Origin of the sequence: Shewanella sp. 10N.286.52.C2 (assembly GCF_002874545.1) — a bacterium.
In the GTDB taxonomy this organism is placed as follows: domain Bacteria; phylum Pseudomonadota; class Gammaproteobacteria; order Enterobacterales; family Shewanellaceae; genus Shewanella.
Map to the genome: position 1 here is coordinate 39,744 of NZ_MCTV01000001.1, position 12,550 is coordinate 52,293.

The following is a 12,550-nucleotide window of genomic DNA, read 5'->3' on the forward strand; positions in this document are numbered from 1 at the left end:
TTGATCAACGCCTTCGGCAATAGCTGGGTAAAACTGTTTTAATAGCAATCAAACTCTATCGCTTACTTATACTTAGCTAGAACAAGGTCAAATTTTTTGTCATAAATATCCCCCATCAGCCATACTGAGGATAGTCATAAATCTGCATATCTGGTTAAAATAAACGCAGATAATCACTGGCTAGCGTCAAATTTGCATCAAACAGATCATTTTTAAGGAACAAAAATGCAGAAGAATTGGTTTATTTGGGGATTAGAAGTTTTTACGGGATTATTTCTTGCGTTTATCGCACTGTTCTTTATCGCGATAATTTATATGTATCTCGCAGATAAATTACAAACCAAGCAAGCGATTAGGCATAACTATCCAGTTATTGGCAGATTTAGATACTTATTTGAAAAACAGGGTGAATTTTTCAGGCAGTATTTTTTTGCCCAAGATCGAGAAGAATTGCCCTTTAATCGCGCCGAACGCAGTTGGGTTTATCGCGCTGCCAAAGGCATAAACCGCACCATTGCCTTTGGCTCAACCCAAAGCCACGATAAAACTGGCAGCATTATGTTTTTAAATGCGGCCTTTCCTAAATACGATTCTGATGAACATAATGACGCTGTCATCACCATTGGTACAAACTGTACTCATCCCTATGCGACAGCGAAAGTATGCCATATATCTGCGATGAGTTTTGGTGCGCTCTCGCGCCCAGCGATTACTGCGCTATCCCATGGCGCGGCCCAAGCGGGTTGCTGGTTAAATACTGGCGAAGGCGGATTAAGTGAACATCACCTTAAAGGTAACTGTGACTTAGTATTTCAAATTGGTACCGCCAAATATGGTGTACGTAATGAGCAAGGGTTTTTGGATGATCAAAAACTTGAGCAAATCGCAGCCCATGATCAGGTAAAAATGTTTGAGATTAAGTTAAGCCAAGGCGCAAAACCCGGTAAAGGCGGGATCCTACCTGGCCTTAAGGTCACCAGTGAGATCGCCGCCATTAGAGGCATTCCTGTTGGGGAAGACTCAATAAGCCCCAATGGCCATCCTGAATTTAATCAGGTCGGCGATATTCTGGATATGGTCGCGCATATCCGTAATATCACCGGTAAACCCACAGGTATCAAAGCCGTCGTTGGAGACGAGCAATGGCTCATTAATTTATGTGAAGAAATACTGCTACGAGGCATTGAACACGCGCCGGATTTTTTTACTTTAGACAGCTCAGAAGGCGGCACTGGCGCTGCGCCGCAGGCATTAATGGACCATGTGGGTTTACCGCTTAAAGAAAGCCTGCCAATTTTAGTTAACCTGTTAAAACACAAAGGCCTCAAACAACGCATAAAAATTATTGCCAGCGGTAAAATGGTGCTGCCCTCGCAAGTGGCGTGGGCACTGGCAACGGGGGCAGACTTTATTGCCTCAGCGAGAGGTAATATGTTTGCTTTAGGCTGCATTCAAGCATTGCAATGCAACAAAGACACCTGCCCAACGGGTATCACGACCCATAACAAAAAATTACAGCAAGGCTTAGATCCGCGCAATAAGTCGGCAAGAGTGGCAAGCTACAATCGCTCACTGCATTATGATTTAAAGGTTATTGCTCATTCTTGTGGGGTGAGTGAGCCAAGACAATTAACCCGCCATCATGCGAGAATAGTCACTGACAGTGGCGTATCTATTTCATTAGATAAGTTTTATCGGCAATACTGATTTGGACGCACATGATCCGCAGCACTTATACCAGTAGCCGTATTATAGCTATTAGACTTATCGCTAATTAATTGGCCAGATCTAATTTTGAACTAAGCCTCATTTAGGTATAAAATCGTGACTTAGAGCAAGCTTTTATCAAAAGGGTTTACATTTGAAAGTATCACATTCATTAATGACGCCAATGATGTCTGCAAAGACAATATCATTAACCTGTAATAACTGCGAAAGGATGTCAGAAATTGAAGGTGAGAAAATCTGTTTTAACCAAGGCGAAATCAGACGATTAACCCTTGATGCTAACGCAGAGTCAATCATTAAAATGGTTTGTAATAGTTGGTCTAAAAACGCTTAATAAGCCGTTAATAAATCGCACTATTTAAGTCTTTGCTATAACAGTGGTGAGCGCTAAAAGCATTCCCTTAATAGGCTAAATCCACCAAAGGTCAATAACAGATTATAGTTAGCAGAAAAAGCAATTAGATTGCTTTTTCTGGCTTGGAAACTTGTGGTAATTTAAGCTTGATGGCTATTTAGCTACTATATTCGCAGCTAAACATGACTAGTCGGTGATTTAAATAAAAACATCTTCGGCACTATCATCGGCTTTTAGTAAACTATCTTCACTGTTATTGTCATTGATTTTAGCCAAGGTTAAACCGCGAGTGGTAACAATCAATCCTGCGCACAACTCATCATAAACAGTTTGTAGTTCATCTTGATTCATTTCTCGATTTTCAAGCGTTGCCATAATTGCAAACCAATCAGTAGTCACTTTATGTTGTGTACCTTCTAAGGCTGCTATTAAAGAAATGTTTTGCACCCACGACCTCCATACCTAGATTTAATTACCAACTAACTTCCTACTTACCTATACGAACTCAATCCTTTCAAGGCAATTAATACTAATTATACACAAAAACGCCACTATCAAAGAGATAAAACTGCTAACAGCCACTTATCAGAGGGAGAGCGCCTGCTCATTTTGAATTTTCCATAGTTTGGCATAGACCCCATTAAGCGCTAACAAGGTGTTATGGGTCCCTTGTTCAGCCACCATTCCATCTTTAAGTACCACAATTTTATCGGCATCAATAATGGTGGATAATCGATGTGCCACCACCAAACTCGTATGACCTTTAGCAGCATCTTTTATCGCCGTTAATATTGCTTGCTCTGATTTACTGTCCAAAGATGATGTCGCTTCATCAAAGACTAGTATCGGCGCAGCTTTTAATATTGCTCTGGCAATGGAAACGCGCTGCTTTTCTCCGCCAGAAAGTTTAAGACCGCGCTCGCCGACTTTAGTATCCCAGCGCTGTGGTAATGACTCAATAAACTCAGTTAAATTCGCCAGCGCTACTGCACTTTTAACTTCAGCTTCAGTCGCATCAGGGCGACCATATTGGATATTTTGAAAAATGCTATCGTTAAACAAAACAGTATCTTGAGGGACGATTGCAATAGATTGCCGCAGCGCTTGTTGCGATAGGCCTCTAACATCTGTGCCATCGATACTAATAGCGCCAGAGTTTACATCATAAAAGCGAAACAACAGTTTTATTAAAGTGGATTTTCCGGCGCCGCTTTCACCCACCACTGCGACTTTTTGTCCCGCTGGTACAGTGAAGCTCACCCCTTTAAGAATGGGTCTGTTATCGTAATTAAAGTTCACATCATGAAATGACAACGCGCCAATCGTTGGCGAGATATCTGTGGCATTCGCTTTATCATTAATGCTGGGCACTTTATCCAATAAATCAAACATCCGCTCAATATTAGCCAGTGCCCCGCGTATTTCACGATACACAAAACCCAAGAAATTTAACGGGATAAACAGCTGCATCATAAAAGCATTAATTAATACAAAATCACCTAAGCTCATATTACCTGCGGTAACTTCTGAAGCGGCTAGCCACATCATCGCCGTCATCGCCACAGCGATGATTAACGCTTGGCCCGCATTTAAAGCAAATAATGATAGACGGTTTTTACGTTTTGCGACCTCCCACTGCTCTAGTGCAGAATCATAGCGATTTGACTCATATTGCTCATTATTAAAGTATTTAACTGTTTCATAATTTAATAAGCTGTCGATGGCGCGAGTATTCGATAAAGAGTCAGCCCTTGCAGCATCCCTAACATAGCCGGTGCGCCACTCAGTGGCCACAATTGAATAACCAATATAAGCAACCACGGCAACCAAGGTAATAAGCGCAAAGCCAACACCGTAGTTATAAAGGAAAATGCCAACCACTAAAGCAATTTCTAATAATGTCGGCACAATATTGAACACCATAAAGCGCATCAGAAAACTCACACCACTGGTGCCGCGCTCAATATCTCTTGATAACCCGCCGGTTCGTCTGTCTAAATGAAAATCAAGATCTAGGCGGTGCAAATGCTCAAATACGCTCAAGCCTAAACGGCGAATGGCTCTTTCAGTCACCCGACCAAACAAGGTGTCACGAATTTCGCCAATGACTACATTTAAAAAGCGCACCCCGCCATATGCAAGCACTAATGCAATAGGCACAGCAACAATAGCTGCGGTGCGTTGGCCATCTAAACTGTCGACTAAGTCTTTTAAAATAAATGGCAAACCAACACTAGCAAGTTTGGCAATGACCAAACACAACATCGCCAAAAAGATGCGACCTTTAAACTCAAATAAGTAGGGCACTAATAACCCAACGACTTTCCAATTAAGCTTGCCTACTGGTCCATCAAAATACGCCGACGGTCTCATTCATTACCACCAATGATTAAATTTAAGAATGTTTATTTCGAAACTAGCTTTTACTTTTGCCACCACACTAAGTTAACACTTAGTCGCCAATTTAGTGTGACTTGATTTGAGCAAGACTAAAGAATTTGTTTTAAGCAGCCAAAATTAAATCATCATAGCGTTTATTATCGACGCCAATAGCACTTTAGACTTACAGATATTATCATTTGCTAGTATCAAAGGTTATTTTTTAGCAAAAAAACACAAAATATTGCAAAATCAGCTTGGTTTACAGTTCTGCAACGAAAAAGAATTTGCTACTCTTTACTCGTTACTTGTTAGCGATTTCCATTAATCATTCACCTTTATTCCCAGTTCAAAGGACGCAATATGTTAGACGCAGCAAAAACGCAGGCTCCACCAATGCAATTAATTCAAACTTGGGTGTGGATGATGATTGAGTCTGGTAACCCTGAGCTTCAGGATAAGGGAAGAAATAATCTTATTTCTGCTTTTGGTAGCCTTGCAAAAGCCAATGAATATTTAGCTAATAGCAATAATTAAGGCGCTAAAAAGCGCCTTAATTATTGGAGACAAGCAGCACTGTTAGCCGCGGCGATTTAATACGCTTTGATTTAACGTGGCTAATAGCTTTTCAGTATCACTCCAGCCAATACATGCATCAGTTATGCTTTGGCCGTAACACAACTCCTTGCCGACCACGAGATCTTGGCGGCCTTCTTCAATGTTGCTTTCAACCATCACCCCAAAAATATTGTGATTGCCTTGGCTAATTTGCCCAGCAACATCTTCAGCCACTAGCATCTGTTTATTAAAGTCTTTACTGCTGTTAGCGTGGCTAAAATCAATCATAATGTTAGCAGGCAATTTGGCGTTCTCTAATTGAGTTTCAATAGCACTAACATGAGGTTGGCTATAATTAGGCTCTTTACCGCCGCGCAGAATAATATGGCAATCTGGATTACCTTTCGTGGATACAATAGCTGAGTGACCAAACTTGGTGACTGACAAAAAGTGGTGCGGAGCACTTGCTGCACCAATCGCGTCAATCGCCACTTTAATGGTGCCATCAGTACCATTTTTAAAGCCTACAGGGCTCGATAAACCTGAAGCAAGCTCACGGTGCACTTGTGACTCTGTAGTACGGGCACCGATGGCTCCCCAACACATCATATCTGCCACATATTGCGGCGTGATCATATCAAGAAACTCACCGGCGGCTGGTATGCCAGATTCATTCAAATCGACCAATAATTTACGCGCTGTTCGTAGGCCGTCATTAAGCTTAAAGCTATTGTCCATGTAAGGATCATTGATCAGCCCTTTCCAACCTACCGTAGTACGAGGCTTTTCGAAGTAAACACGCATTACAATTTCTAGTTGATCTTTAAATTGCTCACGTAGAGCAATTAAACGCTTGCCATAATCTAAAGCTGCGACGGGATCATGTATTGAACAAGGGCCAATAACAACAAGTAAGCGATCATCTTGTTTGTTTAAAATTCTATGAATGCTATCTCGTGCATTAAACACTGTTGCTGATGCTGCTTCTGACGCCGGAAATCGCTCTAAAATAGCAATTGGGGGCAATAATTCTTTTATCTCATCAATTCTAACGTCATCATTTTTGTAATACATAGTTTATACAACTCCAGCAAACAGTTATTTATGCCAACGTTAAACGTTGAGCAGTAAAGCATTACGGACAGCTTTATATTTCAAACACTAGCATACAATAAAACATCCAATCTACGGTTTTATCAAATTATTCAATTTAAATTACTGTTATTAAATAGCTTTCATATTCAAAATATAAAATATCTAATAAATTCATTCATTTCTAAAATTATCTTCAATTCAATTCGCTTTAATCTTGAGTCTGTTCCTTCGATTATTGCTATCAAAATATATCAAGCAATAAAAAACCACTTGCAGCTAACACGCTGTAAGTGGCTAAAGTAACTAGGCCTTATTATATTAATGGCGCATCATAGCTTGCAGCTTACCTTTATAACGATCTTGATTGGTCTCATCATGGCTAAGATCTAGCGCCTTTTGCATGGTTTTCTTGGCACGTCTTTGATCGCCTGTTGCCCAGTAGGCACGGGACAAACCAAAATAAAACTCATGGCGGTAATCCGCCCGTTCAACCGCACGTTTGTACCACACTAAGGCTTCTTGATATTGCTTTTCAAAATACGCCTCTTGGGCCATATCAAAGTAATAGAATGGGTTATTAATGCGGGCTAATTCAAGAATTTTATGAACCTGTTTCCACTCTTCTAGTCGCTCTTGCTCACCTAATATTAATGCAAGATTATACAGGGTAGTGATATTTTTAGGTTCTAACTGAAGCACATAGCGATAGGCTTTTTCTGCCCGTTCATCTAATCCTTTATGACGATAAATCACCGCCAGAGTGTTAATACTATTGACGTGATACGGGTCTAACTCAATAGCCCGTTTTACCAATGCATACGCTAAGTCGTAGTCACCGCGTACTAATGCTTCTGCTGCAACATTATTAAAGTACATTCCAGATAAGGTTTGTTTATTAATTTGCTTAACACGGTATGAGCGTATTGAGCGCTCAGGCAAAAAATCCACTAATATGTCCGAACCGTGAAGACTAATACTATTGGGAGCGTCACGGTGCAGTAGTTTCATATTTACGTGACCATTTACGAGGTAAAAACCTCCCCTTCTATCCCATATGGGTTCTACATCAATATCTTGAAACTTTACAGGGACATCAAGTACCTGTGCGATAGCAGTTGTCAGTACCACCAGCGACATGCAGTTACCCGCCCGCTCAAGGGCTGTCACGCTGGCCATTCGGGTGTAGTGATCTCGATATTCAAAGCCCCCCTCTTGAGCATTGATGTATTCAGCAAGCCAAAGGTTTACCGGTATTTTAAGGCCGTTAACGCCACCTGAGCGAGCAAAATCACGCTGTATTTCAGTAACTATCTCATCAGGTAAATTGTAAATCTCTGCTGTAGCGGGAATATCTACCTCATTAAAATAACTATCGTTAAATAAGCCACTGACATTAACCTTGGCTTTATTGATACTCGACGTGCTAGAGCAGCCTGAAATAAAAATCAATATTAGTAAATAAAAACAGAGATTAAGGCGTGAAAAACCAAAAGATTGAATTATTAATGAATTTTTCGAAGAAACGTCATCATGATGCAACATAATTCTACCCCACATAAAAGCCTATCATTAAGCATAGAAGTTAGTGGCAGAATTGCGATTTTGAAAAAGTTACAAAAGATGAATGTAAAAAGCTTAAGCCAGTGGCGAATATTTGAATTTCATTATTACTTGGCAACTGGCGGGTCAATTTGAATAAACACCTCTTGGTTTTGATAGGTGTATGGTCGGTAGGAATTACCGGCGCAATTAAAATAACGGTATGGCGCAGCGAATACCAAACAGCCATTCGGCAGAGCTTGTAAAATATTAATTTGCTGCTGCATTTTGAGCATTTGCTGCCATTGATAGTCCTGCTGAACTTGATTTCGTATTGCAAAAGCGTCAAATGGTTCAGATGTCTTTCTCACAACCACTTTTCCCGCAGTGGCGAAAAAGCTGATACTGATAAGTAAAGCAATCATCAATACTTGAAAGTAATTAACCATGTTAAACCTCATTGCACTTATTCACTCGTCACACTTGTTCACTTTTTAAGAGTCACAAAAAAGCAGAACCCTAAGGTTCTGCTTTTAGTTTTAACATGCTCAGTGTTTAAAGCAATCTATTATCCAGCTGATTTGATTGAAACAAACTCTGGGTAAGCATCAACACCACAGTCAGATGCATCCATACCGTTGTACTCTTCTTCTTCAGTAACACGGATACCCACTGTCGCTTTAAGGATAAACCATACTACGAATGAAGCTGAGAATACCCAAGCAAAGATAACTGCGGCGCCATATAACTGAGCACCAAAGTTTGCATCAGCATTTGATAATGGTACTAGCATTAGACCTAGGAAACCGGCAACACCATGTACAGAGATTGCACCTACTGGGTCATCAATTTTAATGCGGTCAAAGGCAACAATTGAGAAGATAACCACACCACCAGCGACGATACCAATGACACCTGACATTAATAGTGAAGGTGATAATGGGTCTGCTGTAATAGCCACTAAGCCCGCTAATGCACCATTTAAAATCATGGTTAGGTCAGCCTTACCCCAGACAACTTTACAAACTAATAATGCTGAAACTGCACCGAAAGCGGCTGCTGAGTTAGTGTTTACAAAAATCTTAGCCACTGCTGAAGCATTTTCTGCGTCTGAGACTAATAATTGTGAACCACCGTTAAAGCCAAACCAACCCATCCATAAGATAAACATACCTAATGTCGCCATTGGTAAGTTTGAACCTGGGATAGGATGAACTTCACCATTTGGGCCATACTTACCTTTACGAGCACCCAGTAATAGTACTCCTGAGATAGCTGCTGCTGCACCGGCCATATGTACAATACCACTACCAGCGAAGTCAACGAAACCAGCAGCAGAAAGGAAGCCACCGCCCCAAGTCCAGTAACCTTCAATTGGGTAGATAACCGCGGTTAATACCACTGCAAAGATTAAGAAAGACCAAAGCTTCATTCGCTCTGCAACTGCACCAGACACAATTGACATTGCCGTTGCAACAAATACAACTTGGAAGAAGAAGTCAGACTCCAGCGCATGATCTGCATCAGCGGCTTGTGAGCCAATTAATGAACCAAATGATGGTAACCAGCCACCTTCAGTGTTATCGACATACATGATGTTGTAACCCACTAACAGGAACATCACACAGGCGATTGAATATAAACATACATTTTTAGTTAAAATTTCTGTGGTATTTTTTGAACGAACTAAGCCCGCCTCAAGCATTGCAAAACCTGCTGCCATCCACATGACAAACGCACCTGATATTAGAAAATAAAACGTATCTAATGCGAAACGTAATTCGGTGACGGTTGTGCCTAACGTTGCTAACTCTTCCATTACATTCCCCTTATAGTGCTTCGTTATCTAGCTCACCCGTACGGATACGGATAGCTTGCTCAAGATCAGTAACAAAAATTTTGCCATCGCCAATCTTGCCGGTATGAGCCGCTGTCGTAATGGCTTCAATTAACATATCTAAGTTTTCTGCTTTAGTAGCAATTTCCAACTTCACTTTAGGAAGAAAGTCGACTTGGTATTCTGCGCCACGATATAGCTCAGTGTGACCTTTTTGACGACCGAAACCTTTTACTTCGGTAACAGTCATTCCTTCAATGCCCATGCTTGCAATAGCTTCACGGACATCATCCAATTTAAATGGCTTGATGATAGCGCTGACGAGTTTCATCTCGACCTCCAAAAGTGTGATTGTTATAAATTTGTTTACAAATACAATTCAATCATCAGGCCAATCATGTAAAACCATGATTCGTATAGCATTTTAAAATATAAGTTAAATAAAAAAGTCTTTTCATGCACTAATAAGGTGCAACTTTAATTTGGCGCGCACAACATTAGAGCGAAGCGTTTATAACTATTTGAATACTTGATAATAAGAATTACGCAGTTAAAAAAGTGTCAAAATGAACAAAGAAAAGCTGTGCGGAAGGGGGGGATGTTACTGATATAAAAATAAACACATTAAAGAAAGCATAAATAAAAAGACCTTCTAATGAAGGCCTTTTTATTTGCAGATTAGCTTTTAAAAATTTATAAGCTGCCAACCGTGTCAGTTGCTTCTGCTGAACTTGCAACCTCATCAGTCGTCTCTTCAGCGAGTAGATCTGCCATTAAGCTATCAACTTGAGGCTGACTGACCACTTCATCTTCAACTGCTACAACAGCCTCATTCACACTGGCAAGCAAGTCTTCAGTTTCATCAGCTAAAGCAGTTTCTGTCACTTCAAGTTCTGCTTCTGTTTCAGCTGATGCAGTTGCTTGCATTTCAATTGCCGAGTCAGGCGCATCATTTGCAGTAGTCACAATTTCAGACTCGTCAATATCAGTGGTAAGCGCAACACTAACTGAAGGCTCAAGTACTTCATCTGCCTTAGCAAGTTCAATTTGGTTTTCTGCTGGCTGTATTTGCTGTGGTTCAATATCAATAACCGTCGTTGCCGGTTTCACCACTGAAGCTGTAACAGGCTTTGATTCAATCAATTGAGTCAATTCATCTTTTTTATAAACCGCGCCAGCAATTGCAGCAACAGCGATAGCCGCGACAAATAGCTTAGCACCTGAACCTGATGATTTCTCTTGAGCCTTTCTCGCCGCTTCTGCTGCAGCAAGTTGAGCTTGAGGATTCGGTTGCGGCTTAATCTCAAGTTTTGACTTAGGCTTAGGTTCTGCAACTGGCTTCGGGTTATTATGAGCATCTGTATTTACTTGAGGCTCTACTCGAGAATTTGCAGTTGCAGCGCTACTACCACTGGTCTGTGAATTAATTTCTGCAAGAGTCTGTGGTTTAATCTGAGTTGTGGCAGGTGCAGGTTCAGCCTTAACATCGACTTTCTTAGGTTCGGCTTTATTAACATCTGTTTTCACCTGAACCGCTACGGTAGTTTTTACTACAGGCTCTGGCTTAAGATTGTTAAAATGTCCCTTATTTGCAGCTTGAGCTATCGGCGCCTCTGCAACAGGCGCTTCAGTCTTTGGGAAAGCATAGGCTTCTGTGACTTGTGCTTCTGGCTTATCTTCAACAGTTGCTTGGGGTAATACGCCTTCTTCAGGGCCCTTGGTTCTGGCACCTAAAAATTGACCACCATCATAAATTTCCATTTTATGGCTAGATACATCACCTTCAACTACACCAGAGCTTACAATCACTAAACTGTTGCAATGTAATTTACCTTTAAATTCACCACAAACTCTTAATTCTTGACAAAAAAGCTCACCGTCAATTTCGCCACCAACTTCAATTTTAACTTGGTCTGTTGAACGAATAACACCTTTAACTTTACCGGCAACCAAAGCAGGTCCCTGTACAGTCATATCTCCATCCAATGAAGTATCAGGGCCAATAAAAGTAACCCCATTTCCTTTGTTATTCATACCAATCAGTTTCCTTTATTATTAATTTTCGACATATACTAAACTAACTTTATTAAAACAACAAATAACATTTCTTTTACATAAATTGCAGGTCAATTCCGAGCTTTTCGCTTTAAAAGTAAAACTTAATAGTTTAATGTATCGGCTATTAGTAAAAGAGCCTGTCTTTAATATATAAATTTGCTATTGAACGGATTTTCAATAGTAGCCCAAATAACAGGGATGTAGCCGAAATGATTTTTTCAGATGTGATTTTTAAACAACTTCCAGGACCACAGGCCCTGCAAGTATCTAAAATCTCAGGATTACTCAATATTGAAACCGCCTTCTATGACTCACTAAACTTTGCCTGTAAAGCTGCCGATAAAAGGCCAAAATTTCTTATTCACTATTTAGAAGCCCCTCATAAACACGCCTATTTAATTTCAGCTGATATTCTTACAACAGGTAAGCATTTAGTTTTTTGCCCTCAACTAGATACTGAGTGTGAAACTTTACTTATCTCTAATGGATTCCATGGCGCACTCCCATTGGCCGCAACTGAAGTTGACATTATTGAAGCCCTTAAAAGCATTAATGCTAATAAGCTTTATTTCAGCCACGATGCCATGTCACGTTATATTCAATCAAAGAAACGACAACCCAATACCCAACGCCAGAATGAATTACTGTCATTAACGACCAAGAAAGAGCAGCAGGTATTAACCCTGATATGCCAAGGCTTAACCAATGATGAAATCGCTGCCAATTTAGGCATATCGATTAATACAGTAAAAATGCATATTCAGAATATGTTCAAAAAAACAAAAATATCTAGCCGTGGGCAGCTTTCTTACACCTTTGCACAAGTTTAAAAATTTAAATGTATATAATTAGCTCACTGCTAATTTGTAACGCTAGCTGTTAAATGGTGCGAGTTAACAGCTTTGAGAATTAACTACAGAAAATAACATTAATTGCACTTAGGTAAGCTTTAGCGTGCAGCAAAGCGCAACTAAAGCGCAAAATTTTTTTGATGACATAGT

General features: G+C 40.3%; 12 protein-coding genes. 4 read left to right on the forward strand and 8 right to left on the reverse strand.

Features of this window, described 5'->3' with window-relative positions:
• Positions 1-225: 225 nt before the first annotated feature.
• Positions 226-1,707 (forward strand): FMN-binding glutamate synthase family protein, encoded by a 1,482-nt coding sequence (locus BCU94_RS00160; protein ID WP_102475320.1) that lies wholly within the window; start codon positions 226-228, stop codon positions 1,705-1,707.
• A 154-nt stretch (positions 1,708-1,861) separates the two neighbouring features.
• Positions 1,862-2,062 (forward strand): hypothetical protein, encoded by a 201-nt coding sequence (locus BCU94_RS00165; protein WP_241900970.1) that lies wholly within the window; start codon positions 1,862-1,864, stop codon positions 2,060-2,062.
• A 219-nt stretch (positions 2,063-2,281) separates the two neighbouring features.
• Here the strand turns inward: BCU94_RS00165 and BCU94_RS00170 are convergent, their stop codons facing one another.
• Together BCU94_RS00170 and BCU94_RS00175 are read right to left on the reverse strand one after the other, a co-directional pair.
• Entirely contained in the window at positions 2,282-2,530 is a 249-nt protein-coding gene (locus BCU94_RS00170) for a hypothetical protein (protein ID WP_102438533.1), read from the reverse strand.
• Between the two features lie 138 nt (positions 2,531-2,668).
• On the reverse strand, positions 2,669-4,456 hold the full coding sequence (locus tag BCU94_RS00175; RefSeq protein WP_102475321.1) for an ABC transporter ATP-binding protein/permease: 1,788 nt from the start codon (positions 4,454-4,456) through the stop codon (positions 2,669-2,671).
• Positions 4,457-4,825: 369 nt separating this feature from the next.
• Between BCU94_RS00175 and BCU94_RS00180 the strand changes: the two genes are divergently transcribed.
• The gene (locus BCU94_RS00180) at positions 4,826-4,999 is read left to right on the forward strand and encodes a hypothetical protein (RefSeq protein ID WP_102438537.1); all 174 of its coding nucleotides are present in this window, start codon (positions 4,826-4,828) and stop codon (positions 4,997-4,999) included.
• A 42-nt stretch (positions 5,000-5,041) separates the two neighbouring features.
• Here the strand turns inward: BCU94_RS00180 and aroG are convergent, their stop codons facing one another.
• From aroG to BCU94_RS00210, 6 genes are all read right to left on the reverse strand, one after another.
• Positions 5,042-6,094 (reverse strand): 3-deoxy-7-phosphoheptulonate synthase AroG, encoded by a 1,053-nt coding sequence (gene aroG / locus BCU94_RS00185; protein WP_102438539.1) that lies wholly within the window; start codon positions 6,092-6,094, stop codon positions 5,042-5,044.
• Positions 6,095-6,433: 339 nt separating this feature from the next.
• Positions 6,434-7,672 carry a hypothetical protein gene (locus tag BCU94_RS00190; RefSeq protein WP_241900971.1) on the reverse strand — a complete coding sequence of 413 codons (1,239 nt, stop codon included), beginning with the start codon at positions 7,670-7,672 and terminating at the stop codon, positions 6,434-6,436.
• Positions 7,673-7,782: 110 nt separating this feature from the next.
• Positions 7,783-8,103: a hypothetical protein gene (locus tag BCU94_RS00195; RefSeq protein ID WP_241900972.1), complete on the reverse strand. Its 321-nt coding sequence runs from the start codon at positions 8,101-8,103 to the stop codon at positions 7,783-7,785.
• Between the two features lie 119 nt (positions 8,104-8,222).
• Positions 8,223-9,473 (reverse strand): ammonium transporter, encoded by a 1,251-nt coding sequence (locus BCU94_RS00200; protein ID WP_102438541.1) that lies wholly within the window; start codon positions 9,471-9,473, stop codon positions 8,223-8,225.
• A gap of 10 nt (positions 9,474-9,483) precedes the next feature.
• Positions 9,484-9,822, reverse strand: coding sequence for a P-II family nitrogen regulator (locus BCU94_RS00205; protein ID WP_076539720.1), 339 nt, complete (start codon positions 9,820-9,822; stop codon positions 9,484-9,486).
• A gap of 362 nt (positions 9,823-10,184) precedes the next feature.
• The gene (locus BCU94_RS00210) at positions 10,185-11,525 is read right to left on the reverse strand and encodes a polymer-forming cytoskeletal protein (protein WP_102475322.1); all 1,341 of its coding nucleotides are present in this window, start codon (positions 11,523-11,525) and stop codon (positions 10,185-10,187) included.
• A gap of 233 nt (positions 11,526-11,758) precedes the next feature.
• On the opposite strand from BCU94_RS00210, the gene BCU94_RS00215 reads away from it, so the two are divergent.
• The gene (locus BCU94_RS00215; RefSeq protein WP_102475323.1) at positions 11,759-12,379 is read left to right on the forward strand and encodes a response regulator transcription factor; all 621 of its coding nucleotides are present in this window, start codon (positions 11,759-11,761) and stop codon (positions 12,377-12,379) included.
• The last annotated feature ends 171 nt before the right edge of the window (positions 12,380-12,550 follow it).